Consider the following 25,621-nt stretch of genomic DNA (forward strand, 5'->3'; position numbering starts at 1 on the left):
GGTACGGCTATGGAACGAGTAGTTTTCGAGCAGAAGGGCGACTTCGCCGCCTCGAACGCGGCCGAGGCCTGGTGCGCCGAGCGCGGCATCTCGGTGGGCATCATGGAGCGCGGCATGCCGCGCGGCTTGCTCTATGGCGACTTCGAGATCGCGAAGTGGCACAACTTGAACCGCGCGGACCGCGCGGCGCTGGACGGCCGGATGACCGGCGACATGCGTCACGGCCCCGTCGCAATCGAGATCGCGCCGGCGCGCCCGGCCTCCGGAGGTGCGGCATGACGCACGCGCATCCTTCGCCTTGCCCGTTCTGCGGCGCCGAGCTCGAGCGCACTGGTGACGGCCAGCAGTGGCGCCACCCCGGCAGCCTGATGCTGCCCGATGGCTGCCTGTTGCGCGGTCGCCGCATCGACGACGACGAGCAGTCGCTCGCCCAGTGGAACCGGCGCGTGCCGGCGGCGGAGGCCCAGGCATGCTGAGCAAGAGAGAGCGGGCCGAGAAGGTCAACGCATTCCTCGCGGTGGTCGGTGACTGCGGCCGCCGCTTCTTCCGGCATGACGAGCGGCGCGCCAGGATGGAGGTCGACGCACGCGGACACGTCTGGTTCGTCGACGACTACAGCCAGAAGCGGATCTACACGCACCACGAGGGCCGCTGGAGCGGCTTCTCGCACGGCGGCACGCTGCGCGACCTGGTTCGCGCGCTGCGCGACCACATCCGCACGGGGCAATACCTGCCCGCGCACTCGCTCGGCCCGTGGCCGTCCTGGTACAGCGGCGGTGACCCGTGGGCCTATGGCGACGACATGGTGCAGGTGCGCCAGGCGGCGATCGACCAGGGCCTGCTGGCGCCGCCGGCGGAAGCGAAGGCGGCTTGATGTACGACGCGGATCCTGCCGTCGAAGCGCTGGTGCGGGCTGCGCCCGAGTCCCTGCGCGCCGCCGATCCCGAGGGCCTGGAGCGCTACGTCGTGCGCTACTTGTTGCGCCAGCACGAGAGGCGCCCGTACCTGTGGGCCGACTTCGTCGCCGAACGCCCCGATCTCGAGCGCATCCGGCCGCTGGTGTACGACCGCCCCAGCGGACTGGTGTTCGTCGGCGGGCACGCGGAGCACGAGCGGCTGAGCGCCGAACTCTTCCACCTGCGCACGCTCGACGCGCGCGCCGCCGGCCGGCTCGAAGCCGAACACTTCCAGCTCATGACGAACTACGCCGACGCGGCCGACGCCTTCATCCTGCGGGGTGTCGGCATGCGCGTGGGCAGCCCGAGCGCCCAGATGGGGCGGCGATCCCTGCTGATCGGCTCCGGCGTCATCATGACCGAGGCGGAGTCTCGTGCATTCGCCGACTACCGACTGGTGCGGGTATGACGGCGCCGGGCTCCATCCGCATCGTCGGACCGCGCGATCGTGGCCGCCTGCCGGCGTCGACGCTGCTGATCAACACGACCAGCCACTCCGCGTCCGAGTGGACGACAGAGCTGTCCCCTTTCCACCTCGGCCCCTGTCGCGTCAGTGGCGGCCACGAGGCGCGCCGCATGGAGAACGCCTGGCAGTTCTCGAAGGTCTGGCCCGATCAGGTCGGCGCCGACGGCAACCCGACCGAGGCCTACTGGACCTGGGCGAAGGCCGGCTGGCGCAACGACCGACCTGTGCGCTACCCGCGCGGCAAGGGCGCGAAGCCGGCCTACCTCTGGTGGCACGGCGAGAAGCTGGCCTACGTCCCCGGGCGCCTGCGCGCCTATTGGCCGCTGTACCGCGACGCGGTGCGCGAGACGGCTGCTTTCGCGCGTCTGCGCGAGCTGGTCGCCGGCGGCCAGGACGTGGCGCTCTTCGACTTCGATGGCTACGACCACGACAGCGCCGGCGTGCCGTTGCGCGCCGTGCTCCTCGACGAGACGCGCCCGATGGGGCATGCCTTCGTCCTCAAGGCCCTTCTTCTGTTCGGTGATGGCGTTGCTCCGGAGCAAGTGCTCGAGACCGCCGACCTCGCGCCCGTTGCCGCGGCTGCGTCACCCCAACTGTCTTTCTTCTGAATGAACCTGATGTCGAATCCCCCAACTCCCCGAGCCGCCGAAGAGCGGCCCCCCGCGAGCGCAGGACGCCCCCGCGGCGCACGCCGCATCAAGCCGGGCGAGAAGTACGGCCGCTGGCTGGTGCAAAGCGATGCCGGCGGCGATCGCGCCCTGGCGTATCGCTGGAACTGCCGCTGCGACTGCGGCACCGAGCGCGCCGTCCTGGAGTACGCGCTGCTGTACAACGAGACGCAGAGCTGCGGGTGCCTGGTTCCGGACAAGATCTTCGAGAAGCGCATGGCCGCCGCGCGCGAGCGGTTTGTCGGTCGCGTGTTCGGCTGGCTCACCGTTGCGGACGTGCTGCCGGCCACGGGCGCGAGTCGGAGCTACCGCTTCAGGGCGTACTGCGCCTGCGGGTCCGAAACGCCCAAGGAAGGCGTCCTGTCCAACCTCGCTTCCGGCCACGTGATCTCGTGTTGCTCGCCGGCGCCGCATACGGAAGCCAGCCAGCGGATGTTGCTCGGCGTGCTGGCGCAACTGCGCGATGGCGCCACCCACTACCCGAAGTACCACCGCGTGCTGCGGGTTCTCGCGGAACGTGGCGCGTACGACCTGGATACGCAGACCGTCACGGACCTGGGCCACCGATCGCTGGCTTCGGGCCAGCTGCTCGGCTACATCGAGTCCAACCGCCGCGCCCGCGCACCGCGTTCACGGAGCGAGAAACTCGCTCTCGTCAGGGAGACCTTCCGCCCGGGCTGCACCGTCGACCAGGTGGCGCGTGATTCCGGCGTCGCCAAGAGCCTGCTCTCCCGCTGGCGCACCCAGTTGCGCGACAGCGTCGCTCCCACCGAACAGGGGGCGGCGGCATGAAGCGCTCGGTGACAGAGCTGTCCGTGGATCAGCTGGAGGGCCTGCTGGCGCTGTACGCCGCGCTGACGCCCGACGGGCGCAGCACGCCCGAAAGCCTCGCCGCGCGCCGCGCGGCATTCGACACCCAGATGGCCAAGCGCCGCACCGAGCTGGGCCTTGTCGAGAAGGAGTCCGACGAGTTGTCGGTGCTTCTCGAACTCAACCGCCGCATGCACTGGACATCGATCCAGGCGCAGCAGCGCATGGCCGCGGCCGCCCAACCCAGCGCGCGCCCGGCCGCCGAACCGATTTCCGACAACCTCCCTGCACAGGCACAAGCATGACCAAGTTCGTATTCGTCACCGGGGGCGTCGTCTCCTCGCTCGGCAAGGGGGTCGCCGCGGCCTCGCTGGCCGCGCTCCTGGAGTCGCGTGGCCTGAAGGTCACCCTCATCAAGCTCGACCCATACCTGAACGTCGACCCGGGCACCATGTCGCCCACCCAGCATGGCGAGGTGTTCGTCACCGACGACGGCGCCGAGACCGACCTGGACCTGGGCCACTACGAGCGCTTCATCGACACGCGCATGCGCCGCGCGAACAACTTCACCGCCGGCCAGGTCTACAAGACCGTCCTGGAGAAGGAGCGCCGCGGCGACTACCTGGGCAAGACCGTCCAGGTGATCCCGCACGTGACCAACGAGATCCAGGAGTTCGTCAAGCGGGGAGCCGGTTTCGGCACGCCCGACGCGGTGGACGTGGCGATCGTCGAGATCGGCGGCACCGTCGGCGACATCGAGTCGCTGCCGTTCCTCGAGGCGGTGCGCCAGCTGAGCCTGCACCTGGGCCCGAACAACAGCGCGTTCGTTCACCTGACCTACGTCCCCTGGATCGCGGCCGCCGGCGAGCTCAAGACCAAGCCGACCCAGCACACGGTGCAGAAGCTGCGCGAGATCGGCATCCAGCCCGACGCGCTGCTGTGCCGGGCCGACCGCCGCGTGCCGGCCGAGGAGTGCGCCAAGATCTCCCTGTTCACCAACGTGGCGAAGTGGGGCGTGATCTCGGTCTGGGACGTGGACACGATCTACAAGGTGCCGCGCGTGCTGCACGAGCAGGGCCTGGACGCGCTGGTCTGCGACAAGCTGCGCATCCCGACGCCGCCTGCCAATCTGACCCGCTGGGACAACCTGGTGCAGGCGCTGGCCACGCCGGCCAGCCAGGTGCGCATCGCGATGGTGGGCAAGTACACCGAGCTGTCCGACTCGTACAAGTCGCTCAACGAGGCCCTGCGCCACGCCGGCATCCACAACAACGCCGGCGTGCAGGTGACCTACGTGGACGCCGAGACGCTGAGCCCGGACAACGTCTCGCAGCTGGACGCCTTCGACGCGATCCTCGTGCCCGGCGGCTTCGGCAAGCGTGGCATCGAAGGCAAGATCCTGGCCGCGCGCCGCGCGCGCGAGCAGCGCATTCCGTACCTGGGAATCTGCCTGGGGATGCAGGTGGCCACGATCGAGTACGCGCGCCACGTGGCCGGCCTGGCCGGCGCCAACTCCACCGAGTTCGAGCCGGACACGCCGCACCCGGTCATCGCCATGATCGACGAGTGGCAGGACCGCGACGGCACGATCCAGCGGCGCGACGCGAACTCCGACCTCGGCGGCACGATGCGCCTGGGCGCCCAGAGCTCGGACGTCGTGCCCGGCACGATCGCGCACAGCATCTACGGCGACGTGGTGACCGAGCGCCACCGCCATCGCTACGAGGCCAACGAGCACTACCTGCAGCGCCTGCGCGACGCCGGCCTGGTGATCAGCGCCATCACCCAGCGCGAGAAGCTGACGGAGATCGTCGAGCTGCCGCAGGCGGTGCACCCGTGGTTCGTCGGCGTGCAGTTCCACCCCGAGTTCAAGTCGACGCCCTGGGGCGGCCACCCGCTGTTCAAGGCGTTCATCGCGGCGGCTCTCGGCGACTCCGGCAAGGTGCGTCCCGCGCAACTCAAGCGCGCAGCGTGATGCCGGTCGCTGCCCTGGCGTGGGTCGCGCAGCTGGTGTCTCGGCGGCACGACAGGGCCCTGCACAGCCTGTTCTGCGACGAGCAGGCGAGCGAGCACTACGGGCTGGCCGCGCGCGGCGCCGCGCACCTGCTTTGGCGCGTGCGCGTGTACGTCCGCGGGTTCCTGGTCGGGTGACAGGATACGGGGTGAATCCGTTTCGCCAGCCTTGACGTTATCAGTGCGTATTATGTATGATTCCAGTCATGCAGACAACGACCCCCTCCGGCGCCGCGCCCGCCGCCACCGGCGCAGACGGCTATCCGGTGGACCTCGATGGGCTCATCGCTCAGGCGACCGCGCTGCGCGCGCAGCACGGCAACATCCCGCTGGCCCTGTCGACCTCAGGGGGCTGGCTTTCGACGCTCAGGCTGAGCGTTGGCCGCCTCGGCCGCGGCGGCGCCCGCAAGCTGGTCTCGCGCGGCGGAGATCCGGTCCTGGTGGTCTCCGGCCGATGAACGCGGTCCAGCGCACGTTCGCTCAGCTGACCGACGCGCAGCTCTGCCGGATGCTGGGCGAGCTGAAGCAGCTCGACGCCGACGGCGTCCTGCCCGATGGCGAGACGCGCGCGCTGGCCACGCGCTTGGCGCGCGACGCCGGCATTGCGCACGGCGAGGCGCTGAAGCTGGCGATGTCCGAACCCCTGCGCGCTGCCGCCTTCCGCTGGCACGCGCTCCAACTCCATTCTTCCTCACGCACATGAACACGAAACGCAACCAAGGTAGTCCCGAGGGCCGCGCGGCCTACGCTCAACTGGTCCAGGTGAAGACCGCGGCGCGCGCGCGCATGCGGCTCATCTTCCGCATCTCGATGGCCGTAGTCGCCGCGCTCGGCGCCGGAGCCGCATTCCTCACCAATGGCTCCTTCCTGTTCGTCATGCCGGCCCTGATCTGCGGATTCCTCCTGTTCGCCTCGCTGCTCTTCGCTGGCAACGACGCGCCGAGGCTGAAGCGCGAGGAGTACGTCGCGCTGCCCGGCGCCCAGGGGCCCGATGGCGAGCACGCCTGCATTGCCTGCGGCCATCGCGGCATCTACCGCCGCACCGTCTACAAGACCACGACCACGCTGGCCGACTGCTCGAAGTGCGAGCAGCCGCTGTGGGCGTCCAACGTCGGCGCCTGACGCAATGGACCTGGCGATCATCGCGGCCTGTGCGCGCAACGGCGTGATCGGTCGCAACAACGACCTGCCGTGGCGGCTGCCCGAGGACCTGGCGCACTTCCGGTCGACCACCGGCGGTTGGCCGGTGATCATGGGGCGGCTGACCTGGGAGTCGCTCCCCGCCCGCTTCCGGCCCTTGCCCGGGCGGCGCAACATCATCGTCTCGCGCGGCGGCGTGCGCGGCGTGCCCAAGGGCGTCGACGTCGTCGCCTCTCTGGAGGCGGCGCTGGAGCTGGTCCAGGCCGAGCGGCGCGCGTTCGTGATCGGCGGCGCGCGTCTTTACGAGGCGGCGCTGCCACTAGCCGACGAGTTGTTCCTGACGGAGATCGACGAGGACTTCGAGGGTGACGTCTACTTCCCTGAGTTCGATCGCTCCGCCTTCGTCGAGCACCACCGCATGCGCCGGCAGGCCGAAGCGCCCAACACCTTCACCTACTCGTTCGCTCACTATCGCCGCAAGCTGCCGGCGCGCTCGGGGCCGTTGCTCGAGGTCGAGATGACGCCGGCGCAGTGCAAGGAGACCGTGCTGCACTACCAGAGCTCGGGCCTGCTGCTGGACATCCGGATCGAGGCCCGTGGCAAGCGCCTGATCGGCGTCGCCGCCGGCATGTCCGAGCTGATCAAGGTGATCGAGGCGGACTACGACCACGAATACGGGCTGACCGAGACCCCCGCCCCGACGCGCAGCGCAATGCTGCGCCTGGCGCGCCGCATCCGCGCGGCAGTGCCGCGTACGCGCTCCTGACGAGCATCACCGAGGGATAAGACCCCGCGGCCGCCCCTGGCCGCACTCCCTATCCCAACCCCGCGGGTGCCGCTCACCCGCCAAGGGTGACGGCTCCGCTCTCTCAGGAGCCTCCAATGATTGACCTTTTCGCACGTCCGGTGGCGTGTCTGCCCGACGAAGCAATCCCCCTCATCCTCGGCAACCTCCGCCTTGGCGGCGGTGGCTGGGATGACAAGCGGCAGCAGGGTCGCCTGTGGCTGCGCGTCTCCGACGAGATCCGTGCCCAGATCTACCTGCTGGCCGGTCTGGACCACAAGGAGCTGCAGCGCAACAGCGTCTGCCCCAGCTTCTCGGTGGACCTGTTCCCGGAACTGAAGCTCGCCATCGGCGAGAACATGATCTACAGCCAGGTCGACGATCGCTCGTACTACCTGGAACTGTTCCAGATCGCCAACGGCGACGAGTACCGCCTCTACGCCAAGTACCAGCAGATCATCGGCTCGCGCCTCATGGCACGGCCGGCGAAGTCGATGGTGACCGCGATCTGCATTGCGCTCGCCGCGCAGCTGATGGAGCAGGCCAAGCAGGCCGACTCAGCCCGCAACGCCCCCGCGCCGCTCGCGCTGGCCCGCAAGGCCATGACCGAGCAGGAGGAGATCAACCTCCTTCTCCTGAGCGGTGATCGGATCCAACTGCCCGAGCAGCACCTGCGCCACTACGCGCGCATCAAGGCGCGCATCGAGAAGGCTGGCGGTTCCTACAACGCCGGCGGCTACTTCGAGTTCCCGGCCGGCCTGAACGCCGGCGAGGTGCTCGAGCAGCTGAAGGGCGGCAAGGTGGTGAACCCCCGGAAGGACCAGCAATTTTTCGCGACCCCGCCCGAGCTCGCGCTCAGCGTGATCGCGGCAGCCGGCCCGCTCGCTGGGAAGCGAGTTCTGGAACCCTCCGCTGGTGACGGCGCCTTGGCAGACCTTGCCCGGGCGGCAGGCGCCGAGGTGGTGGTGATCGAAAACTGGACGGTCAACGTCCTGAAGCTCGAAGCCAAGGGCTACGAGGTGATGGATCGCGACTTCCTGACGGTGACCCCGCAGGAGATCGGCCTGTTCGACGCCGTCGTGGCCAATCCGCCGTTCACGCGCGGGCTGGATATGACGCACGTGGAGCACATGTGGAAGTTCCTGAAGCCGGGCGGCACCCTCACGGTGCTCACCTCGACGGCATGGGACGACGGCACGCAGCGCAAGCAGCAGGCCTTCCGCAAGTTCCTCGCGGACAACAACGCGGCGATCCGCCGCATCGATCCGGGCGCCTTCAAGGCCTCGGGAACGGGCGTGGGTGCCATGCACCTGGTGCTGATCAAGACCGGCAAGGCGATCGATGACGACGCCGACGAAGCCTTCGACGGCATCAACGGCGACCGCTGCAGCGAATGCGACGTGGTGAGCCCGAGCGGCGCGCTGCGCTGCGTGTGCTGCGCCGAAGCGCTCTGACGCTAACCCCCTGTGGCCCGGCTCTCTTCTGAGACCGGGCCCTCTTCTTTGCCGCGCCGCTTACCTGTGCCCGTGCCGCATCTCGGCATACCCACAACGCGGCTTGCCGCACTTTTTCCGAAGGAACTACATGTTCTCCATCACCCCCATGCCCAACGGCAACCTGCAGGTGTGCGCGGACAACGCCGCCCGCGCCTGGATCAAGGAAGAGCAGCAGCTCGGCCGCGGCAGCGACGACATCCTGCACGGCGGTACCGAGCACTACTGGACCAACGGTTCGTTCGAGCCCTTCGACGCCGGCCAGGCCAACCCGTTCGTCGGGCTGACCAGCGCGCCGTGCATCGCCGAGCACATGACCGTCCGCGACGACGGCGAGCGCGAGATCGACGGCCGCCTCTGGTGGTACCCGAACTACGCGATCACCGACCCGATGGAAGTGCTCAAGCGCACCGGCTCGGTCGAGTTCCAGGCCGCCTGAAGGGGAGATTCACCATGAATGCTCACCAGTCCCGAGCTGGCGCCGGCTTCAACCGTCGCCCGTTCCAGGTCACCCGCGGCGGCATGCTGATCAACGGCCGCCTATACCTGGGCGTCGTGATCGACAAGGCGCTGACCGAAACGCAGCTGGAGGAGGCCACGGCCGCCACCAACGACCGCTTCGAGCGGGTCCTGTTCTTTGCCGAGGAGCTCAGCGCCTTGAACGCCATCAAGTACCAGGCTGTGATCGACAGCTTCGTCGAGCGCATCGTCCTGCCGGCCTGCCAGGCCTAACCCCATCGAGCCCGCCCTCTTCGGAGGCGGGCTCTTTTCATTGCCGCGTCGCCTGGCTCGCAGTGTCTGTTGCGCATCTCCCGTGGTCCCGACAACCCTTTCAGGAGATCCACATGATCCAACTCAACCTCCAGGACCCCGCGGTCCAGGCGGCACTCATCAGCGCCGTCGGCAGCATCGTCACGGCGGCGATCGCGGCCATCTGCGCCGCTCTCGTTGGCCAGCAGATTGCCGGCCGTCGGCGCCTCGCCGAGAAGCTCGTGGTCGCCCAGAAGGACATCGAGTTCCTTCTGGCGGTCGAGCAGCATCACTGCGAGGTGCACCAGGCGCGCGAGGGCGCTTCCCAGAAGCTCCGCATCCGCAAGACGGTGAAGGACCACGGCTACCTGTGGTCTGGCCGGTTCACGCCCGGGCGCTTGCAGCACCCGGAGTTCGCGCACCGGCACGCGGGCCACTGAGGAGGAACGGCATGCCCCTCCAATCTCAGCTCCCCGTCAAGGCGATGGCCTGTGGCAACTGCGGCCACGGCCTGTTCCGCGTCTTCTCGTACGAAACCGACTTCGTGATGAAGCTCGTGACCCAGTGCGAGAAGTGCGATTCCACCTCGGTGATCGAGCCCGTGCCCGCCACTCTGCGCATCGAGTTCGGCGAAGGCAGTGACGGCAGGCTCTGCCGCATGGACCCGAAGACACCCTGACTCGCGTCGACCAACCCCTCGGCCCGGCCTCCCTCGTGGAGCCGGGCCGCCTTCTTTGTGCGCATGCAGTTCCATGTGCGGCATCTCGCCTGGTACTTCAACGCGGCACCGCCGCACCAACCCAAGGAGATCCCATGGATTCGAAACGACAAGAGGTGGCCGACAAGGCCTACTCGAGCTACAACTTCGGCCAGGGCGTCGAAGTCGAAGACGCCGGCGGCTGGGAGCGTGTCACGCCCGGCAGCGAGTGGAGCCGTCCGGTGTTCGTCCGCACCGACGACGACGCCCCTTCCAGCGACACCACGCGACTGACCTTCGTGGTCAGCTTCCAGGCCGACACCGACCGTGTCATCGATGCCTTCGCCATCGACTCGAATGGCCGGATGTGGGGCTCGAAAGGCACTGGCGGCGGCGAAACCCGCCCTGTCAAGGTCATCGTCCTCTGCCGCAACAGCGAGGGCGCGCCCGAGTTCCACACCTGCGCCCCGGAATGCACCGAGGATCAGGTCGAGAACGGTGAGCACTACGAGCTGGCCAAGGAGAACGCCGGCTTCAACGGCTACGAGGAGCCGATGATCGCCTTCGACGCGAACGACCCCGCTGCGCGCCAGCTCGGCGAGGTCCTGGCCTGGCTGTGACCTTGGCCTAACCCATCGCCCCGCTCGTGACTTCGGTCACCTGCGGGGCTTTCTTCTTTGTCGCTGCATCTTCGGCTGCAGGAGCGCGCCGGCGCGGGGTACGGAACTTCTCGAGCAGCGAGTCGATGTCGACGGGGAGAGGGGTCTCGGGGCCGCCTCGCACCAGCGTGCGACTCCAGCGGATCTTGTCGACGATCTCCATGCGGTCCTCGCGGGGCCGAGACGGCGTGTTCCAGCTGCGGCCGCGCACGCGCGCCTCTGGGATCCACCCGGCCGCGCGCAGGCTCGTGCCGGGCTCCGTCACCAGGGTGTACGTGATGATCCGATGCGCGCCTCTCCGCTTGGCCTCGCGCGCCGCCCATCCGTAGGCGAGCGAGCACGCGTTCCACTGCAGCCCGTCCGCGATGTCCTCGCGGATGCACAGGCGGTTGACCTCCATGACCTTGGTCTGGTTGATGGCCTTTGCCACCGGACGGCCGACCATCACGACGCCGATCACGCCGTCGTCGCCAGGCCCGTTGCGGATCGCGCCGCCGAACTTCCAGCCTGCCGGAGGAGGGCAGTGCCTGTGGTGCGCGCGCACGAACGCCTTCGCGTCGCGTTGTTCCACCGAGACCATCTGCAGGTTCCAGTCGATGACCAGGTGGCCGCAGCCGTCGTCGATGATGCGCCGCGCGCCGCCGGTGGAGATCGCGGCCAGCCCCTGCTCGTTGAGCCAGCGCGCCGCGCCCTTCGGGTCTTCGTTGAGGAACTCCACCACGGCCTGGTGCATGCCCTCGCAACAGGTGTCGACCATGAACTCGCGTGGCCCCCAGACCTCGTGCAGTTCGGCGTGCTCGGGCTGGCCGCAGAAGAGGCACGCCTGCGCTTCCTCGCCCCCCAGTGCGCCCCAGATGGCCTCCAGTTCTGCCGCTGTGGAGATCATCGGCAGGCCTCGGGCGGAATGTCGTCGTGGCCTTGCGGCGCGAACCACCATTCCTGCTGGACGTGGGCGAACTCCTTTCCGGCGCGGATCCGCTCGAGCCCTGCCACGAGCATCCCGAAGCCGGCTACGGTGACCACGCGGGCCTCGCTCATCGCGCTCCCGGCACCACCGGGCATGTGGAAGGTGGCGTCGTTTTCCGCCCGGCCCGACAGCGGCGGCCCGGGCAGAAGGTTGAAGTCACCGTCGCCGACGCGCTCCAGCTTCTCCAGCCGGACGCCTCGGTGAAATCTCTTGTAGATCGTTCCTTTCATGCTCGCTTTCTGTTTGGATGCTCTTGCGGTATCGACACGTGTTATGTATCATACACGCCATGAGCACACAAACCAATACGAGCGAGCCGCGGCTCGGCGTGGTGGCGGCCGCGGAGCCCGAGCGTGATCTCGAGCTGCCTGCCGCGTTCCGGCCCGGCGTCCCGTTCACCCTGAGCGACCGGGCGCTGGACAGGCTCCTGGCGGACATCCTGAAAGGCTGATCCATGGCAATGCCCGCGACTTCCCAAGGCTGCTACGAACTACGGTTTCGGAGCTTGTTCAACGAAGGACGCGGGCTTGCGTTCCCCTGCGGCGAGGACGGTCAGATCGACCTCGACTCGCTCAGCGACAAGGCCCGCAACAGCTACCTCGGCGCGCGTGCGCTGATCGGCCGCGAGTACGCCTACCCCGTGGTCATCCAGTCGACCCAGTGAACATGCAGTCCCAGACCTTCGATGCAGGCCGGCCCGGCCGCGAAAGCGCCGCGGTCCTGACCCTGGCTGCGCATCTGCTGTGCGCCGACGTCGGCAGCGGCCAGTGCGACGCCGAGTCGGTCGCGAGCATGGCGCGCGCGATGCGCTCCTCGTACAGCGGCTTCTCCCTGGCCCGCGCGCTGGAAGGCGACGGGTGGGACGTCGACGACCATCTGCTCGAACGACTGCTGGAAAGCGACAGCTACCGCAGCACCGCACATCGAGCGGCCATCGCCGAGTGGGTGACCCAGCGCGGGATCAAGCCTCTGCGCGAAGTCGGCGAAGCCGTCTCGTTCATCTACCGCGGCGCGACCGTCTCCGGCGAGATCGTCTCCATCGACCTGCCGCAGGCGACCTACACGGTGTTCGTTCCCTCGATGGGGCATGTGCGTGCGGGCCTGGGCGTGCACGGAATCATCATCCCCTACGAGCAGGTGCACAACCTGTGCCCCGGGCCGGAGTCGTTCCGGCTGGAGGCTCAGGACGCCGCCCTGGTCTGAGGCGCCTCGATGGACCTGGCGCAAGACCCGAAGTACCGAGCCGTCGACGGCGCGATCGTCAACCGCGAGACCGGTGAGGCGATCCCGGCCGACGAGCCCGTCTTCATCTTCCGCGCGCGCGACGTGCACGCGCGCGAGGCCCTGGAGGCCTACGCCTGCGTCCTGGAGCCTGGTGAGCACCGAGACGCGGTGTGCCAGCGCGTCGCCGACTTCGCGCGTTTCGCATACGCGCACCCCGACCGGATGAAGGCGCCAGACTCGGCGCCGCCGGCGGCCCCCGAACACACAACCACTTGAGGACCTGTCATGGCCAAGATCGTCACTCCAGCCGAGCTCGAGCAGCTCATCGCCTCCGGCAAGCCGGTCGTCGCAGATTTCTTCGCCGACTGGTGCCAGCCGTGCAAGATGATGGCGCCGACGGTCGACGCCGCCGCGGAGGCCTTCGCGGGCCGCGCCGAGGTGGTCAAGGTGAACATCGAAGCCGACGATGGCCTGATGCCGAAGTACGGTCTGCGCGGCGTTCCGACGTTCATCGTCTTCCGTGGCGGCAAGCAGGCGGCCGCCAAGTCTGGCGCCCTGGGCCGCTCGGCATTCCTCGACTGGGCCGGCGCCCAGATCGGCTGATCCCGCGCCAGGCGGAAGATGTCCACGCGACCCAAACTCCTTCTCCTGGACGGTACGAGCGTCGTCAGACGCGTGTATGAGGCTGTCCCGGGGGATGACGGACCGGCTCGCGTGGATGGCGCGATCACGGCGAGCATGCACTCGATCAAGCGCGCGCTCGGCGAGCACCTGCCGACGCACTTCCTGGCCGCCTTCGACGATGGCGGCCCGACATGGCGCCATCAGCTGCTGCCAACCTACAAGTCCACCCGCAAGCCTATGTACGAAGGCCTGCGCGCAGCGCTGCCGCGCCTTTACCGCGACATGGAGTCACTCGGCTTCAGCTGGGTCTCCCCGCCGGGCGTGGAGGCCGATGACGTGATCGGGACCATCGCGCATCGCGCGGCCGCCCGTGGCTTCGAGGTCGTGATCGTGTCGAACGACGTGGACATGTGCGCTCTGCTTTCCGCGAATGTGCGGGTCTACAACCACTTCGCGCGCGAGTGGCGCGACGAGACCTGGCTGGCCAGCCAGATCGGGATCACGCCGGCGCAGGTGTCCGCCTACATCGGCCTGGTCGGCGAGGAGAAGAAGTCCGTCCCCGGCGTGGCCGGCGTCGGCCCCAAGACAGCCGCCAAACTGCTCGCGCAGCACGGCGACCTGGACGGAGTGCTGGCTGCCGCGGCCGAGATGCCCGGCAAGATCGGCGAGCGGCTGCGCGCTGGCGCCGAGGCCTGCCGGCTCTCCCAGGCTCTCGGCACACTCAAGCTGGACGTCGACCTGAGCATTCGCCCTTCACAGCTCGCCCTACCCAATCGCAACCGCCTAGCCGCATGAGGCACCACATGACCGACACCAGCGCTCCAGGATCGCCATTCGCCGAGCAGAGCCCGGCGCACACGCAGGTCGTGCTGCTGCGCGCGCGCTGGGAGCCGGTCGACGAGCCGGCCTGTCTGCGCTGGATCGACCCGATCTCGAAGCGCGAGATGCACTGGCGTGACGCTGTCGATCTGCTCGTTCGGCGCAGCGGCTAACCCTACTGGAACTCCTATGCCCATTTCAGTCTACGTCCCCACCGACCTTCCCGAACTGCATCCAGATCCGCTGATCAACGCTCAGCTTCTGGTCGAGGAACTCTGCGGGAAGCTGAATGCCGCTCGCCAGGCTTGCGACCGCGTCCTGGACCTCGATCTCGTCACGCCGCGCGGCCTGGCCGCCAAGTCGCACGTGCGGCACGCGCTCGCGGAAAGCGATCCGGCCACGCTGTCCGAACAGCACTGCAACTGCGGCTGAGCCGCTGGCGGCGCTGGTAGCGCCCTGTGTTCGCCATCTCCCCAGGGCCTAGACCCCGCGGCCGCAAGCCGCATCAACCCAAGGAGAATGGAAACATGGACCAATTCAGCTACCTGATCACTGCGGAAGTCCCCGCGCGAGGCCCGATCGAGGCCCTCGCTGCCGCGCTGCAGCAGGGCTACGACAACGGCGCCGAGGGCCGCTTCCAGGTCATCGTGACCACGCAGCCGACCTACCTCGTGATCTTCCTGCGCACGACGGCGGAAGACGATGCGGACTACCTGCGCGCGACCGCGGCCAAGCACGGTTGCGGCATCGAGCAGGCCGCCGCGCTGCAGCTCGCCGCGGAACTGGCCGACCAGGTGGGCGAGATCGCCAACCCGGTGGTCGACGTGCTGCGCAACGGCGACGTCCAGATCGTCGACTTCAACCGCGTGCTCAGCCAGGTCCTCGCGCCCGGCAAGTGCCAGCGTTGCGGCAGCGCACTGGCCGACGGCCTGTGCACCGACGCCACGTGCCCCTTCAGCGACGTCCCCCAGGACGACCCCGCTGGCTGGGCCGGCCACCCCGAGAAGGGCTGAGCCATGGAGCAGACTGCAGCCGTCATCGACTGGAACCGCACCCCGGTGCAGATGATCGAGTCCGTCCTGCGGGCGAACATGTTCCGCATCGCCGGGCGCTACTACAACCGTCTGCGCGAGACGCTCGCCGAGCAGAAGGCCACCGCGCAAGGGAAGGAGGTCGAGACGATCACCATCCCGGAGCTGGCCGCTTCGCTGGCGCGCCGGATCAAGCCGGTGCTCGATGTGCTGAACCCCGTGAAGGACCAGGACAGCTGGAAGCTGGCCTCGGACGCCATCGAGCGCTCGCTGGTCTCCGAAGGCGCCTTGACCATCCCGGCCGAACGCCACCACGAGTGGCAGAGCTTCAGCGGCGAACAGATCCGCCGCCTGATGCGCCAGAACGACATCTCGATCCGCGAGCTCGCCGAGCGCATGCAGATCACTATGATCCGCGTGCGCGAAGTTCGTGAGCGTGGTGTCACTGGCAACTGCTACTGTCGCGACTGGTACGAGGCGATCACCTCGACCGGGATCTACACGGCCCAGCGCTAACCCTCAGCCGCCCATGTCACATCGACTGGGCGGCTTTTCTTTTCCCTGAGCGACAAGGAGTCTGCGATGGCCACGATCTCTTCACGCGACCGTCACCTGGTGGAGCCCGCGTCGTTCGACCTTCTCTGGGAGCGCTTCGTCGCCGCGATGCGCGCGGCCGGCGCGCTGGACGAGGACACCATCGCGTATGCCAAGCTCGACGACGTGCGCCAGGCGCTGCTGCAGGCCTCCGTCATCCCGAAAGGGGCGCGATAGCCGCTGATGTGGATTGCGCATTCCACCTGCAAGCAGCACAGCATGCGGGGTGTGCGGCGCGCGTGATCACGTGTAGATTGCTGGTGCTCAAGCGAACTCTGCATCAGGATCGAGGACCGCCGTCGTGAAGCCCAGTCGTTTTGTCGCATTCGGCCGTGTGGCCTCGACCTTCTATGTCTCCTCGGTCAGCCTGCTGGTCGGCCTGTTCGTCGCGATCGCCGCGGCGTGCGTGAGCCCGATGGTGGAGCAGGTGTTCGCGCGCTACAGCGTGTTGTCGGTGCTCTTGGTCGCCGCGCTGACGCTGTGCCTTCCGTTCTTCCTCGCGTCGCTGCTATTCGGCTTCCTCGGTCGCTGCCCGTCGTGCGGCCAGCCGTTCGTCCAGTTCAGCTTCCTGCCCGACCAGCGCAAGCCGACAAACCTGCAGTCGCTCGTGCGCTGCGCGCGCACGGCCGCCGGCCTGGAGTGCCGCTGCCTGGCCTGCAGCACGGACGCGCTGAAGCGTCCGATCCTGCCGACCTCGGAATGAGGAAAGGGGCCCGCGGGCCCCTTCGTTGCTGATCGATCTTCTCTCAGGCGGCGCGCTCGAGCCGCGCGGTTTCTCTCAAGGTCGACCTGACGAACTCGTCCAGGTGTGCGATCACCTCTTTGCGCACGACTCCCGGCGCGACGGCCGCGTCGATCACCCGGAACCGCTCGGGGTCCGCGACCATGCGCTCGAAGTAGCCCTGGCGCACTCGGCCGAAGAACTCCAGATCCTGGCGCTCGAACCGGTCAGCCTCGGCGCCGCGGCCCCGCCGGCGCGCCGCTGCCACGACGGGCTCGATGTCCAGCAGGAACGTCAGGTCCGGCCTCCACCCGCGCAGGACCATCTTCTCCAACGCTTCGAACTCTGCCCGCGCCAGGCCGCGACCGCGCACCTGGTACGCCCACGAGCAGTCCACGAAGCGATCGCAGACCACCCAGCGGCCGGCCTGCAGGGCAGGGCGGATGACCTGGGCCAGGTGATCCTGGCGCGCGGCGAAGAAGATCATCATCTCGGCCACCGGGTCGATCACGTCGCCGTGCAGCACCAGCTCGCGCAGCCGCTCGGCCACCGGTGAGCCGCCGGGCTCGCGGGTGACCACCACCTCGATGCCGTAGTAGTCGCGCAGCCGCTCGACCACGGTTTGCACCTGCGTCGACTTGCCGGCGCCGTCCAGCGCCGACAGGGTGATCATGCGGCCGCGCGCGGGCAGAAGGCTCATGCCTCGGCCGTCTCCTGCTCGCGCTCTTCGCTCTTGGCCTCGCGGGCGCCTTCGCCCGACTCGCCGGTGAACTCCAGTTCGCCGCCCAGCGCTTCGATCAGCTGCGGGATGAGCTGACTCAGCTCGCCGGTGACGATGGCCGCGTTCGCGTCGAACGGATCGTCTCCGCCGGCCTTCTTCTTCATGAGCGGGGTCTCGAGGAAGGTGACCTTCTTCAGGGCCATTGCGTCGGTGAGGGTGAAAGAGACCCTGTCGGTCCAGGTCATGGCCAGCTGGGTGGGCGTCTTGCCATGCGTCAGGTGCTGCTTGACCTCGTCGATGTCCAGCACGTGGCGCGAATACTTCACCGCGCTGCGGCTCTCGTCGCTCGACTTGAGCTCGCACTCGCGCTCGACGCCGAAACCGTCCGGCGCCTCGCCGTCCATGAGCCACTGAGACATGCAGGTGCCCGGCGACATCTGGGTCTGGATCAGCCCGATGGCCAGGCCGTCCAGCGTCTTGACCAGCGCGGACGTGGCCGTGTCGCACTTCGACTGGCTCGCGGTGTCGATCGCCACGAGCTTGTTCTTGCGGTCGATCCAGACCGAGATGTGTTCCTTCTTCGAGAAGGCCTTGGGCAGCAGTTCGAGGATGACCGCTTCCTTGATCTCCCGGACCTCCTTCTTGCCCGGTCGGCGCGCCTCGCGCTGCTTGATCTGCTCGATGCGTGCGTCGACGTGCTGCTTGATGACGCCGGCGGGCAGCAGCTTGGTCTGGATGCACAGGGTGAGCATCCACTGATCACCGACCGCCTCGACGAGCGGGCCGTGCTTCTCGCCGCGAGGTTCGACCCAGCCGGCCGAGATGGCCTGGGTGGCGCCGCATTCTGCGAAACGGAACTTCTGCAGGCTCGCTTCGGCTTCGGCGATTGCCGGGTGCCAGTCGCCCTGGATTCGGTAGACGGAGAGGTTCTTGAACATGGGGGGTGTGGTTGGGGTGAGCTTGCTACGCCTCATGATAACTCATACCCAACACGTGCGCATACGGCAGCAGCATCCGAAGTTGACTTGGATAACACAGGCCGATAAACTGCGCAGCATGAATTCGAAACCACAAGCGCCGGAGCGCCAACTCGCTGCATCCCAGGGGCCCGAGGCGCTGCCGGCGGCCGCCACGATGGCGTGGTTGCGTGAGGTCGCTTCCGGCGTCGAGTCCTCGCTGCGGTTGGCTGAAGAGGCGGCTGCAAAGTTCACGCGGGACGAAGACGCCGAAGACGTCGACCGCATCGTCGCGGAGCTGAAGTCCGTCTCCCAGTTGCTGCGTGGTGCCGGCCTGTGATGGTCGGCGCCGTCGGATCCACGGCCCGCGGCAGATCGGTGCCTCTGCCGCCGGCGCTCGACGCGGCGCGGACCTTCATTCGCGAGCACATCGGCGCCTGCGCCGGCGAACTCGTCACCTGGCTGACCCACGGCTCCGAACCCGGGCCGACGCTGCGGGAGGCAGCGAAATTGGTGGCGCTCCAACTTCCCGAGGGCGCGAACGCGCTCCAAGTGGTCCATCGCCTCACCGAACTCGCTGCGCTGTCCTCCGTGGCTGAACTCGTGGCCTGGCGTGAGCAGTTCCCGAGGCACGCCTACCGCGAGAGCGACGGCCGCGTGCTGCTCGACCTTTCGCCCCCGCTCGCCTCATGAACGCTACCGAAGCACTCAACGGTCTGGACATCCAGGCCGTGCGCCCGATTCACTCGAAGTTCAGCCCGAACCTGTACGCGTGGCTGAGCGACCGCCGCCGGCCGCGCCGGCGCACTCACAGCCGCGTCTACCGTGGCGCCGATGGCGTGCTGTGGATCGGCGAGATCGACCAGCCGGACGGCGGCCATGCGTGGTTCACCGGCGCCCGCCTTCTCGGCGTGCTGTGCAACGGCTCCGCCGAGGAGTCGTTCGCCCATGCCGGCCTCGCTTCTCAACTGACCGAGGTGGCTGACTTCTGGCAGCGCTACGTCACCGACGGTCGTTGCGCCATCGACGCGACGCACACCTCCTACTTCGTGGGTGACGACACCCGCTGGAGCGTGAACGCACGCGGCACGCGGCGAACCTGCCTGTGGTGCGGCAAGGCCTCCCAGCGACTGAAGCGCTGGACTGAGCGCGTTCGTCGCGAGACGTGGATGGACGACGTCAAGGACGACTGAGATGCACACGAACACCCATTGGCGCGAAGGCGCGCCGCCCGAGGGTATCTCCAGCGCCTGGCTGCGCATCGAGACCCCGTACCCCGATCACGACCCGCAGATCAGTGCGCTCCTGGCGGTGCTGGATGACGGCATCTGGTACGAGGCTGCCGACTGGAAGGCTCGGGACACGCTCGACCCGATCGAGGGCGAGATCACGCACCACATCCCGTACGAGTGCCCCCGAGCCGCGCTGGTGGCCGGCGGCCCCCGCGGTCCGTTCTCGGTGTACGGCGACAGCGACATCGCAGATGCGCACGGCCACGTGGCCACGGCCGAGAACGCCGGCCTGGCCTCGCTGATCTGTCACGCCCTCAATGCGCAGGCGGAGCAAGCAGCCGACGCCGGCGTCTACCTGGTCAGCTTCGCGCACCGGTCGACCGGCTTCGTCCAGTTCTGGCGCGCCGAGAACGCCGGCTACACGCCCTACGTCGACGAGGCGGGAATCTATCGCCGCGCCGACCTCAAGCCCGGCTACCACGATGCGCCGGATGTTGTTCCCGTGCCGGTGCACATCGTGCAGGCGCTGAGCCTTCGCTGCATCGACCGCGGCCGCACGTCGGCCTCGATCTTCTCTTCGCCGGAGGCGCTGCGCGCTGCGCTCGCTGACGGCCTGTAACCCTCACCTTCACCCAACTCTCTAAGGACCCTCAACTTGATCCCCTTCTTCCTCGACCTGGTTTCCCGCACCGACGAAGCGCGCCGCGCGTTCGAGCTTCATCCCGTGGTCACCCACGCCGCCGCGAACGGCATGACGCTGCAGCGCTACCGCCGCCTGCTGCTCGAGCTGTACCACGTGGTCTGGCACTTCAACACCGTGAGCGCCGCCGGCGCCAGCCGCCTGCAGGACACGCACAAGCAGGTGCGCTACTTCCTCTACGAGCACATGCACGAGGAGAGCGGCCACGAGGAATGGGTGCTCGCCGACCTGGAGCAGATGGGCGTGACGCGCGACATCGCGCTGAACCACCGCCCCTCGCACTACACGCTGGCGCTGGTCGGCTACTACTACTACGCCGCGGACCGCAAGCATCCGGCGTCCGTGCTGGGCATGCTGTACGCACTCGAGGTGATCGCTTCGGTGTACGGCGGCACGCTGACCTCGGCCGTCAAGGAATCGCTGCTGCTCGACGACGAGCGCGGCGTCTCGTTCATCAGCAGCCACGCCACCCTCGACGCGGAGCACATGGCCGACCTGAAGACCGTGCTGGACACGATCGAGGACGACGAAGCCAAGGACGCGATCGAGGAAGCCGTGCTGCTGACCTTCAACCACCTGACCCACATCATGGTGGAAGCGCACCTGGAGGAAGGTGACATCTCCGGCGCGCCGGCGGTCAACGCCGAGCACTTCGCGATCTCGGCCGAGAAGGCGGCGGCATGAGCGGCGCGCCGATCGACGTCTTCGGCGGCGGGCTGCCGCGCCTGAAGTACCTGCGGTTCGAGTGGGACGCGCAGCAGCGCACCCTCACGGTCCGCATGAACGTCAAGCCGATCCAGTGCTACAGCCTGGCGGTGATGGCCGAGTACAAGAAGTTCTTCGCGTACGTGGACAGCTTCCCCGGCCTGGTCCGCAACGTCGTGCTGGTGTCCGATGTCGCCGGCGTCTTCAACTTCGGCGGCGACCTCTCGCTGTTCGCGCTGCTGGTGCGCGCCAAGGACCTCAAGTCGCTGAAGATGTACGGCCACCTGTGCCTGGACCTGGTCTGGTGGCTGGAGACCGCCCCTGGCCGCGGCATCCACACCACGGCGCTGGTCCAGGGCGATGCGCTGGGCGGCGGCCTCGAGTCCGTCTTGCCCTTCGGGCACGTGATCTTCGAGCGCAGCGCGCAGGCCGGCTTCCCGGAGATGCTGTTCAACCTGTTCCCCGGCATGGGCGCGTGGAACTTCACCGCTCGGAAGGCGGGGTTCCAGGTGGCCAACGAGATGGTGCTGAGCGGCAAGCTGTTCTCGGCCGACGAGCTGCACGCCAGGGGCGTGGTCGACCAGGTGGTCGAAGATGGCGAGGGCCCGGCCGCAGTGAGCGCGTTCCTGCGCTCGCTCGATGGGCGGCACCGCGGCACGATCGCCGCGCTGAAGGCCCGCCGGCGCATGGCACCGGTCTCCGAGGAGTCGCTGCGCGGCATCGTCGAGGACTGGGCCGAGGCCGCGCTGCAGCTGGAGGATCGCGATCTGCGTCTCATGGAGCGCCTAGCGCGCGCGCAGCTCAAGAAGGTCGGCGGCGGCGCGGACGGCGCGGTCGAGGAGATCAAGCGCATCGAGCTGGAGGCCGCCTGGGCCGAGCAGGGCGGCGCAGCACCCGCGTCGGCGGCCATGCCGCTGGCGGCCTGACGCGGAGGCCGGCGTGCAGCAGCCCGAACCGACCATGCTCTACGTCGAGCTCTTCCAGCAGCTGGAAGCGGTTCGCTGGAACATGGAGCGCGACATCCCGTGGAGCCAGTTCGACGCGAGCAAGCTGAGCGACGAGCAGGCGCAGACGATCAAGATGAACGCCATCACCGAGTGGGCGGCGTTGCCGGCCACCGAGATGTTCCTGCGCGACAACCGCGACGACAGCGACTTCAGCGCGTTCATGAGCATCTGGTTCTTCGAAGAGCAGAAGCACTCGCTCGCGCTCATCGAGTACCTGCGCCGCTTCCGGCCGGACCTGGCGCCGACGGAGGCCGAACTGCACGAGGTGCGCTTCGAGTTCGACCCGGCGCCGCCGCTGGAGACGCTGATGCTGCACTTCTGCGGGGAGATCCGGCTGAACCACTGGTATCGGCGCGCCGCCGAGTGGCACACCGAGCCCGTGATCAAGGCGATCTACGAGACCCTCGCGCGCGACGAGGCCCGCCACGGCGGCGCGTACCTGCGTTACATGAAGCGAGCGCTGTCCCGGTTCGGCGACGAGGCCCGCGTGGCGTTCGCCAAGGTCGGCGTTCTCATGGCCAGCGCGCGCCGCACCGCGCAACCACTGCATCCGACGAACCTGCACGTCAACGCCGCCCTGTTCCCGCGCGACACGGTGCAAAGCCGCCTGCCGGACCCGGCCTGGCTGGAGCACTGGCTGGACAAGCAGATCCAGTTCGACCTCGTCTGGGAGACGCGGGTCAGCGAGCGCATCCTGCACAACCTGAGCCTGCTGATGGGCCGCAGCTTCGCCAGCGCCCAGGAGCTCAACCGCTTCCGCAAGGATCTGTTGCAGGGCGCCGCCGCGGCGGCCTGACGCCTCCGGCCCGTCAGCTGGCCCCTTCGGCGGCCGGCGGCCGGCTCTTCCCAACCAGCTCGGCGACCGCGCAGCGCAGAACCTGCTCATCACCGCTGGCCGCATACGCGTGGACCAGCGTCTTGCCCTCCAGCTCGGCGCGGGGCTCGTGGATCCACCGCTCGAGCCGCCCCGTGTTCTGGTCCGGCTGGTTGATCTCCTCTGGCGTCAGCTCGTGCCCCATCTCCAGCAGCAGCCTGCGCACGATGGCCAGCACGATCAAGCCTGCTTCGGCCGCCATGCTCAGCGCGGCCGCGAGAGGCCCTTTGTTCCGATGGCGAAACAGGCTTCCAGCATCGCGCCCCCTTTCTGTGCGCAGGATGCCGGCCGCTGTGGGATTGGTCAACGCCTCCGGTTGCATGGATCGAGCGTCTCTGTACAATACATAACACGTCAACATACCGCCGGTGAATCCATGTTCCTGTACGACAACTACGAGCTTCACGTCTTCCTGCTCATCGCGGGCTGGATTGGCTCCGCCTTCGGCTTCGTCTTCTACCTGGCGCCGGCGCTGTCGCATTACATCGCGGTGAACACCACGCTCGGCGTTGTCGCGATGTCGGTCTTCTTCGGCAAAACGCTGTGGGACGTGGTACGCCGCGGCCCGCAGAGTGACGCCCCCCTGGTGGTCGAGCAGCAATGAACGAGCACTCGCGCAGCAGCAAGATGCGCCGCAAAGCCGGCGACTTCACCGTCGCCGCCGCGCTTGCCGTCGCGATCCTCGGCACCTGCTTCCTCTCCTGGACGGTGCCGGCCGCAGGCCTGAAGGACAGCACCGTCACCCCCGCTTTCAACCCCCAACCGCATCAGGTCGCCTCGATCGGTGCGCACGCCTTCACAGAGGTCTAACATGAGCCGAGAAGAGGCCATCGAGCACGAGTACACCGAGAGCCGTCTCACGCTCGCCGTCATGATCGTCGTCCTGACCGTCGTCGCGCTGCTCGGCTCCCTGTTCGAAGGGAGCGCGGATGCCGTCGCCTTCGAGGTGCTGCTCATGGGCTCCCTGCTCGTGCTCCTGGGCGTCGCTGCGGCGGCGCCGGCGCTGCGCGCGCATTTCGGCTGGCGGGCTGGCCAATGACGGACGCAGTTCTGACCACCGACGCGAAGGCTCGGCTGTTCGACCAGCTCGTGCGGCACGAGCAGTTGCTCGTCGACGGCCTGACGCTTCTGGCGCGCGACAAGGCGCGTGCGCTGATCACGCTCCACAAGTCCGGCCTGCGCCCCGGCGGTCGCGCTTACGGGCAGGCCGACTTCGGTCTGCCGGAGATCTCCGCGGTGCACGAGATCCTGACCGGCGAGCCCCTGAACGTGGACGCCCTGGTCGAGGAGCAGCGCCTGCAGCTCGAGCACGAGATCGCCACGCCCCACGGCGACCCCGCCGCCACGGAATGAGCCTCGATCTCGCGCGGGCGCTGGCGGCGACGCTCCCGGAGGGCGTCGACGGGCTCTTCAACCCGTACCGCGACCGGTGCGAGCTCGATGACCCGCGCAGCCCCGAGGGCGGCCCGGAAGGCCGGCTCCAGCGCCTGGCCGCGCATCTCAGCCGCGCGCCGCGGCTGGTCCTCTGCGGCGAAGCCCCCGGCTACCAGGGGTGCCGCTACAGCGGCGTCGCCTTCGTGAGCGAACGCCAGCTGCTCGATGGCGTGATCCCGGGCATCGATCGCCTGAGTGGGCGCCTGACGACGCGCGACAAGTCCTTCGCAGAGCCGTCCGCAACGATCGTCTGGAAGGCGCTCTTCAAGCTCGGCGTCGCCGAGCAGGCCATCACCTGGAACGCGCTGCAGATGCATCCGCATCGTCCGGGCAGCCCCTGGACGAACCGCACGCCGACGAACGCCGAGCTGGCGCACGGCCGCGCGGCGCTGCACCTGCTTCGTGAAGCGTTCCCCGGCATGGCCTTCGTGGCAGTGGGACGCAAGTCCACCATGCTGCTGGCCGACGCCGGCATCGAGGCAGCAGCCACGATCCGACACCCCGCCAATGGCGGCGCCGTCGAGTTCAACAACGGCCTGGCAGCGCTCCTGCAGCGCTGAAGCCTCAGATCACCACGGCGATCGCGATGATCGTCACGGCGCCGATCACCAGCAGGCGCTTCCGCTCCTGGGCGTTCAGCACGACCCCGCGCTTGGCCAGGAAGTGCTCCGCGACGGTCCAGCCGTCCAGCGGCGGCAGCGGGATGATGTTGGTCAGCAAGAGGATCACCGAACCCTGCACGCACGCGCGCATCAGCCAGTGGTCCGTGAAGGCCCACGCCGTGTAGAAGATCAACCCTGTTGCGGCGGTCGCCGCGGGGCCTGCGAGCGCCACCCACGCGCGGCGGTTGGTGTCGGAGACCTCGAAGTCCTTGCTGACGCAGTAGGCCAGCACCGGTGCCAGGCCGAACTCGTAGGTGAGCCCACGCCAGCGCAGGGAGCCGACCTTGAACATCCCGAGCACGACATTGTCGATCCGCATGCCCAGGCGGCGCATCGCGTAGATGTGCCCGTATTCATGCAGCACCAGCAGGCCGATGATCACCGCCCAGGTGACGAAGCACGCGAACAAGAAGAAGAGGAACGAGGCGAACGATTCCATGCTGAATCGGCTCAGGCGGTTGCGACGGCGCGCGCGGCGTCGACGTATCGCTTCCACTCTGCTGGCAGGGAGCAGTTCGCCGGGGCGCCGGCGAAGGCTGGGCCGATCTCGTCGTCCTTGAACCCGGCGAGGCCGCAACCCACTCGCGTCACGAAGAACCGCGCTTCCGGATTCGATCTCGCATACGAGATGAACTGTTCGATGTGGCCGCGCACGACGGCCAGCGGCAGGATCTCGGCCGGCCTGGACAGGCTGCCGCCCGATCGTCCGTCCTTGGTCGGGATGGCGTAGGCGCTCCCCGTTCGGCCGACGCCGACGCCGTACCGGGCGCCATAGCGCTCGCGTGCGGCCTTGGCTGAGCCAGCGCCATGGCGGCCTGCCAGGTTCGAGCCGAACACGAAGATCCAGCCGGCGCCCGGGCTCTCGCCGTCGCGGTGGAATGAGGGGAGGGGAGTGCTCATCGGTGCGTCCAGAT

50 protein-coding genes are annotated in these 25,621 nt (G+C 68.3%); 43 read left to right on the top strand and 7 right to left on the bottom strand.

All coding sequences use genetic code 11. From position 1 onward, the window contains the following. The first annotated feature begins 9 nt into the window (after positions 1-9). The 19 genes from MPE_RS20350 to MPE_RS23000 all read left to right on the top strand — a co-directional run bounded on the left by MPE_RS20350 (position 10) and on the right by MPE_RS23000 (position 10,397). Positions 10-279, top strand: a complete 270-nt coding sequence (locus tag MPE_RS20350) for a hypothetical protein (RefSeq protein WP_011831576.1) — start codon at positions 10-12, stop codon at positions 277-279. Next, the gene (locus MPE_RS20355) at positions 276-476 is read left to right on the top strand and encodes a hypothetical protein (RefSeq protein WP_011831577.1); all 201 of its coding nucleotides are present in this window, start codon (positions 276-278) and stop codon (positions 474-476) included. The genes MPE_RS20350 and MPE_RS20355 overlap by 4 nt, the downstream gene beginning before the upstream one ends. Next, positions 470-874, top strand: coding sequence for a YoqU family phage-derived protein (locus tag MPE_RS20360; protein WP_011831578.1), 405 nt, complete (start codon positions 470-472; stop codon positions 872-874). Before MPE_RS20355 ends, MPE_RS20360 begins: the two co-directional genes overlap by 7 nt. Beyond that, positions 874-1,365, top strand: a complete 492-nt coding sequence (locus tag MPE_RS24125; protein ID WP_041930372.1) for a hypothetical protein — start codon at positions 874-876, stop codon at positions 1,363-1,365. The genes MPE_RS20360 and MPE_RS24125 overlap by 1 nt, the downstream gene beginning before the upstream one ends. Beyond that, positions 1,362-2,030 carry a hypothetical protein gene (locus tag MPE_RS20370; RefSeq protein ID WP_049820949.1) on the top strand — a complete coding sequence of 223 codons (669 nt, stop codon included), beginning with the start codon at positions 1,362-1,364 and terminating at the stop codon, positions 2,028-2,030. Before MPE_RS24125 ends, MPE_RS20370 begins: the two co-directional genes overlap by 4 nt. Next, positions 2,031-2,882 (top strand): transposase, encoded by an 852-nt coding sequence (locus tag MPE_RS20375; protein WP_011831580.1) that lies wholly within the window; start codon positions 2,031-2,033, stop codon positions 2,880-2,882. After that, positions 2,879-3,205 carry a hypothetical protein gene (locus tag MPE_RS20380; protein WP_041930373.1) on the top strand — a complete coding sequence of 109 codons (327 nt, stop codon included), beginning with the start codon at positions 2,879-2,881 and terminating at the stop codon, positions 3,203-3,205. Before MPE_RS20375 ends, MPE_RS20380 begins: the two co-directional genes overlap by 4 nt. After that, the gene (gene pyrG, locus MPE_RS20385; protein ID WP_011831581.1) at positions 3,202-4,875 is read left to right on the top strand and encodes a CTP synthase; all 1,674 of its coding nucleotides are present in this window, start codon (positions 3,202-3,204) and stop codon (positions 4,873-4,875) included. Before MPE_RS20380 ends, pyrG begins: the two co-directional genes overlap by 4 nt. Further along, the gene (locus tag MPE_RS24355; protein ID WP_158304639.1) at positions 4,875-5,051 is read left to right on the top strand and encodes a hypothetical protein; all 177 of its coding nucleotides are present in this window, start codon (positions 4,875-4,877) and stop codon (positions 5,049-5,051) included. The genes pyrG and MPE_RS24355 overlap by 1 nt, the downstream gene beginning before the upstream one ends. Positions 5,052-5,119: 68 nt before the next feature. Continuing rightward, a complete protein-coding gene (locus MPE_RS20390) occupies positions 5,120-5,371 on the top strand; it encodes a hypothetical protein (protein ID WP_041930374.1) in 252 nt (83 codons plus the stop codon). Further along, on the top strand, positions 5,368-5,616 hold the full coding sequence (locus tag MPE_RS20395) for a hypothetical protein (protein ID WP_011831583.1): 249 nt from the start codon (positions 5,368-5,370) through the stop codon (positions 5,614-5,616). Before MPE_RS20390 ends, MPE_RS20395 begins: the two co-directional genes overlap by 4 nt. Beyond that, a complete protein-coding gene (locus MPE_RS20400; protein ID WP_041930375.1) occupies positions 5,613-6,035 on the top strand; it encodes a hypothetical protein in 423 nt (140 codons plus the stop codon). The genes MPE_RS20395 and MPE_RS20400 overlap by 4 nt, the downstream gene beginning before the upstream one ends. A 4-nt stretch (positions 6,036-6,039) precedes the next feature. Then, complete coding sequence (locus tag MPE_RS23560) at positions 6,040-6,819, top strand: dihydrofolate reductase (RefSeq protein ID WP_011831584.1); 780 nt, start codon at positions 6,040-6,042, stop codon at positions 6,817-6,819. 116 nt (positions 6,820-6,935) lie between these two features. Beyond that, the gene (locus MPE_RS22995) at positions 6,936-8,291 is read left to right on the top strand and encodes an SAM-dependent methyltransferase (protein WP_011831585.1); all 1,356 of its coding nucleotides are present in this window, start codon (positions 6,936-6,938) and stop codon (positions 8,289-8,291) included. A gap of 130 nt (positions 8,292-8,421) precedes the next feature. Further along, the gene (locus tag MPE_RS20415) at positions 8,422-8,769 is read left to right on the top strand and encodes a hypothetical protein (RefSeq protein ID WP_011831586.1); all 348 of its coding nucleotides are present in this window, start codon (positions 8,422-8,424) and stop codon (positions 8,767-8,769) included. A gap of 14 nt (positions 8,770-8,783) precedes the next feature. Then, entirely contained in the window at positions 8,784-9,062 is a 279-nt protein-coding gene (locus MPE_RS20420) for a hypothetical protein (RefSeq protein ID WP_011831587.1), read from the top strand. 113 nt (positions 9,063-9,175) lie between these two features. Next, positions 9,176-9,520, top strand: a complete 345-nt coding sequence (locus MPE_RS20425) for a hypothetical protein (protein WP_011831588.1) — start codon at positions 9,176-9,178, stop codon at positions 9,518-9,520. A gap of 11 nt (positions 9,521-9,531) precedes the next feature. Continuing rightward, positions 9,532-9,759, top strand: coding sequence for a hypothetical protein (locus MPE_RS20430; RefSeq protein WP_011831589.1), 228 nt, complete (start codon positions 9,532-9,534; stop codon positions 9,757-9,759). A gap of 134 nt (positions 9,760-9,893) precedes the next feature. Next, positions 9,894-10,397, top strand: coding sequence for a hypothetical protein (locus tag MPE_RS23000; RefSeq protein ID WP_011831590.1), 504 nt, complete (start codon positions 9,894-9,896; stop codon positions 10,395-10,397). Positions 10,398-10,404: 7 nt separating this feature from the next. On the opposite strand, the gene MPE_RS24130 is transcribed toward MPE_RS23000, so the two are convergent. Further along, positions 10,405-11,322, bottom strand: coding sequence for an XF1762 family protein (locus MPE_RS24130; protein ID WP_049820950.1), 918 nt, complete (start codon positions 11,320-11,322; stop codon positions 10,405-10,407). Further along, a complete protein-coding gene (locus tag MPE_RS20445; protein WP_011831592.1) occupies positions 11,319-11,633 on the bottom strand; it encodes a hypothetical protein in 315 nt (104 codons plus the stop codon). The genes MPE_RS24130 and MPE_RS20445 overlap by 4 nt, the downstream gene beginning before the upstream one ends. Positions 11,634-11,692: 59 nt before the next feature. Between MPE_RS20445 and MPE_RS24360 the strand changes: the two genes are divergently transcribed. From MPE_RS24360 to MPE_RS20500, 12 genes are all read left to right on the top strand, one after another. Then, on the top strand, positions 11,693-11,854 hold the full coding sequence (locus MPE_RS24360) for a hypothetical protein (RefSeq protein WP_158304640.1): 162 nt from the start codon (positions 11,693-11,695) through the stop codon (positions 11,852-11,854). Between the two features lie 54 nt (positions 11,855-11,908). Then, positions 11,909-12,067 carry a hypothetical protein gene (locus MPE_RS20450; protein WP_310733890.1) on the top strand — a complete coding sequence of 53 codons (159 nt, stop codon included), beginning with the start codon at positions 11,909-11,911 and terminating at the stop codon, positions 12,065-12,067. Positions 12,068-12,069: 2 nt separating this feature from the next. Then, positions 12,070-12,606 (top strand): hypothetical protein, encoded by a 537-nt coding sequence (locus MPE_RS20455; RefSeq protein WP_011831594.1) that lies wholly within the window; start codon positions 12,070-12,072, stop codon positions 12,604-12,606. Positions 12,607-12,615: 9 nt separating this feature from the next. Beyond that, complete coding sequence (locus tag MPE_RS20460; RefSeq protein WP_011831595.1) at positions 12,616-12,903, top strand: hypothetical protein; 288 nt, start codon at positions 12,616-12,618, stop codon at positions 12,901-12,903. Positions 12,904-12,912: 9 nt separating this feature from the next. Beyond that, positions 12,913-13,230, top strand: a complete 318-nt coding sequence (locus MPE_RS20465) for a thioredoxin family protein (protein ID WP_011831596.1) — start codon at positions 12,913-12,915, stop codon at positions 13,228-13,230. An 18-nt stretch (positions 13,231-13,248) separates the two neighbouring features. Next, positions 13,249-14,046, top strand: a complete 798-nt coding sequence (locus tag MPE_RS20470; RefSeq protein WP_011831597.1) for a 5'-3' exonuclease — start codon at positions 13,249-13,251, stop codon at positions 14,044-14,046. An 8-nt stretch (positions 14,047-14,054) separates the two neighbouring features. After that, positions 14,055-14,243, top strand: a complete 189-nt coding sequence (locus MPE_RS20475) for a hypothetical protein (protein ID WP_041930376.1) — start codon at positions 14,055-14,057, stop codon at positions 14,241-14,243. Continuing rightward, the gene (locus MPE_RS20480; RefSeq protein ID WP_148211111.1) at positions 14,206-14,502 is read left to right on the top strand and encodes a hypothetical protein; all 297 of its coding nucleotides are present in this window, start codon (positions 14,206-14,208) and stop codon (positions 14,500-14,502) included. The genes MPE_RS20475 and MPE_RS20480 overlap by 38 nt, the downstream gene beginning before the upstream one ends. A gap of 95 nt (positions 14,503-14,597) precedes the next feature. After that, positions 14,598-15,083: a hypothetical protein gene (locus tag MPE_RS20485; protein ID WP_011831599.1), complete on the top strand. Its 486-nt coding sequence runs from the start codon at positions 14,598-14,600 to the stop codon at positions 15,081-15,083. A 3-nt stretch (positions 15,084-15,086) separates the two neighbouring features. After that, positions 15,087-15,617, top strand: a complete 531-nt coding sequence (locus MPE_RS20490; protein WP_011831600.1) for a hypothetical protein — start codon at positions 15,087-15,089, stop codon at positions 15,615-15,617. Between the two features lie 66 nt (positions 15,618-15,683). Then, on the top strand, positions 15,684-15,872 hold the full coding sequence (locus MPE_RS20495) for a hypothetical protein (protein WP_011831601.1): 189 nt from the start codon (positions 15,684-15,686) through the stop codon (positions 15,870-15,872). A 124-nt stretch (positions 15,873-15,996) separates the two neighbouring features. Continuing rightward, complete coding sequence (locus MPE_RS20500; protein ID WP_011831602.1) at positions 15,997-16,398, top strand: hypothetical protein; 402 nt, start codon at positions 15,997-15,999, stop codon at positions 16,396-16,398. Between the two features lie 43 nt (positions 16,399-16,441). Here MPE_RS20500 and tmk read toward each other — a convergent pair whose 3' ends face one another. Beyond that, positions 16,442-17,116: a dTMP kinase gene (gene tmk / locus MPE_RS20505; protein WP_011831603.1), complete on the bottom strand. Its 675-nt coding sequence runs from the start codon at positions 17,114-17,116 to the stop codon at positions 16,442-16,444. Beyond that, positions 17,113-18,075, bottom strand: coding sequence for a recombination-associated protein RdgC (locus MPE_RS20510; protein WP_112183018.1), 963 nt, complete (start codon positions 18,073-18,075; stop codon positions 17,113-17,115). The genes tmk and MPE_RS20510 overlap by 4 nt, the downstream gene beginning before the upstream one ends. Before the next feature lie 118 nt (positions 18,076-18,193). On the opposite strand from MPE_RS20510, the gene MPE_RS20515 reads away from it, so the two are divergent. Genes MPE_RS20515 through MPE_RS20545 form a run of 7 tightly spaced genes read left to right on the top strand, consistent with a single transcriptional unit; the run spans position 18,194 to position 22,533 of the window. Continuing rightward, the gene (locus MPE_RS20515; RefSeq protein WP_049820952.1) at positions 18,194-18,433 is read left to right on the top strand and encodes a hypothetical protein; all 240 of its coding nucleotides are present in this window, start codon (positions 18,194-18,196) and stop codon (positions 18,431-18,433) included. Continuing rightward, on the top strand, positions 18,433-18,786 hold the full coding sequence (locus MPE_RS20520; protein WP_011831605.1) for a hypothetical protein: 354 nt from the start codon (positions 18,433-18,435) through the stop codon (positions 18,784-18,786). Before MPE_RS20515 ends, MPE_RS20520 begins: the two co-directional genes overlap by 1 nt. Continuing rightward, the gene (locus MPE_RS20525; protein WP_011831606.1) at positions 18,783-19,286 is read left to right on the top strand and encodes a hypothetical protein; all 504 of its coding nucleotides are present in this window, start codon (positions 18,783-18,785) and stop codon (positions 19,284-19,286) included. The genes MPE_RS20520 and MPE_RS20525 overlap by 4 nt, the downstream gene beginning before the upstream one ends. A gap of 1 nt (position 19,287) precedes the next feature. Further along, positions 19,288-19,944, top strand: coding sequence for a hypothetical protein (locus MPE_RS20530; RefSeq protein ID WP_011831607.1), 657 nt, complete (start codon positions 19,288-19,290; stop codon positions 19,942-19,944). 36 nt (positions 19,945-19,980) lie between these two features. Then, positions 19,981-20,709: an iron-containing redox enzyme family protein gene (locus tag MPE_RS20535; RefSeq protein ID WP_011831608.1), complete on the top strand. Its 729-nt coding sequence runs from the start codon at positions 19,981-19,983 to the stop codon at positions 20,707-20,709. Then, positions 20,706-21,656 carry a crotonase/enoyl-CoA hydratase family protein gene (locus MPE_RS20540; RefSeq protein ID WP_011831609.1) on the top strand — a complete coding sequence of 317 codons (951 nt, stop codon included), beginning with the start codon at positions 20,706-20,708 and terminating at the stop codon, positions 21,654-21,656. Before MPE_RS20535 ends, MPE_RS20540 begins: the two co-directional genes overlap by 4 nt. Before the next feature lie 34 nt (positions 21,657-21,690). After that, a complete protein-coding gene (locus MPE_RS20545) occupies positions 21,691-22,533 on the top strand; it encodes a ferritin family protein (RefSeq protein WP_041930496.1) in 843 nt (280 codons plus the stop codon). Between the two features lie 13 nt (positions 22,534-22,546). On the opposite strand, the gene MPE_RS20550 is transcribed toward MPE_RS20545, so the two are convergent. Further along, positions 22,547-22,933 (bottom strand): hypothetical protein, encoded by a 387-nt coding sequence (locus MPE_RS20550; RefSeq protein ID WP_148211112.1) that lies wholly within the window; start codon positions 22,931-22,933, stop codon positions 22,547-22,549. A 54-nt stretch (positions 22,934-22,987) separates the two neighbouring features. Here MPE_RS20550 and MPE_RS24135 point away from each other — a divergent pair, with 54 nt between their 5' ends. The 5 genes from MPE_RS24135 to MPE_RS20575 are packed head-to-tail and all read left to right on the top strand — an operon-like array spanning position 22,988 to position 24,605. Continuing rightward, entirely contained in the window at positions 22,988-23,215 is a 228-nt protein-coding gene (locus tag MPE_RS24135) for a hypothetical protein (RefSeq protein ID WP_041930380.1), read from the top strand. Then, a complete protein-coding gene (locus tag MPE_RS20560) occupies positions 23,212-23,421 on the top strand; it encodes a hypothetical protein (RefSeq protein ID WP_041930381.1) in 210 nt (69 codons plus the stop codon). Before MPE_RS24135 ends, MPE_RS20560 begins: the two co-directional genes overlap by 4 nt. A gap of 1 nt (position 23,422) precedes the next feature. Continuing rightward, complete coding sequence (locus MPE_RS20565; protein WP_011831613.1) at positions 23,423-23,650, top strand: hypothetical protein; 228 nt, start codon at positions 23,423-23,425, stop codon at positions 23,648-23,650. Next, entirely contained in the window at positions 23,647-23,964 is a 318-nt protein-coding gene (locus tag MPE_RS20570; protein WP_011831614.1) for a hypothetical protein, read from the top strand. The genes MPE_RS20565 and MPE_RS20570 overlap by 4 nt, the downstream gene beginning before the upstream one ends. Next, positions 23,961-24,605 carry a uracil-DNA glycosylase gene (locus MPE_RS20575; RefSeq protein WP_011831615.1) on the top strand — a complete coding sequence of 215 codons (645 nt, stop codon included), beginning with the start codon at positions 23,961-23,963 and terminating at the stop codon, positions 24,603-24,605. The genes MPE_RS20570 and MPE_RS20575 overlap by 4 nt, the downstream gene beginning before the upstream one ends. Before the next feature lie 4 nt (positions 24,606-24,609). Here MPE_RS20575 and MPE_RS20580 read toward each other — a convergent pair whose 3' ends face one another. Continuing rightward, on the bottom strand, positions 24,610-25,146 hold the full coding sequence (locus MPE_RS20580; RefSeq protein ID WP_011831616.1) for a site-2 protease family protein: 537 nt from the start codon (positions 25,144-25,146) through the stop codon (positions 24,610-24,612). Positions 25,147-25,157: 11 nt separating this feature from the next. Continuing rightward, complete coding sequence (locus tag MPE_RS20585) at positions 25,158-25,607, bottom strand: A1S_2505 family phage non-structural protein (protein WP_011831617.1); 450 nt, start codon at positions 25,605-25,607, stop codon at positions 25,158-25,160. Positions 25,608-25,621 lie beyond the last annotated feature (14 nt).

It is taken from the genome of Methylibium petroleiphilum PM1 (assembly GCF_000015725.1).
Taxonomy (GTDB): Bacteria; Pseudomonadota; Gammaproteobacteria; order Burkholderiales; family Burkholderiaceae_C; genus Methylibium; species Methylibium petroleiphilum.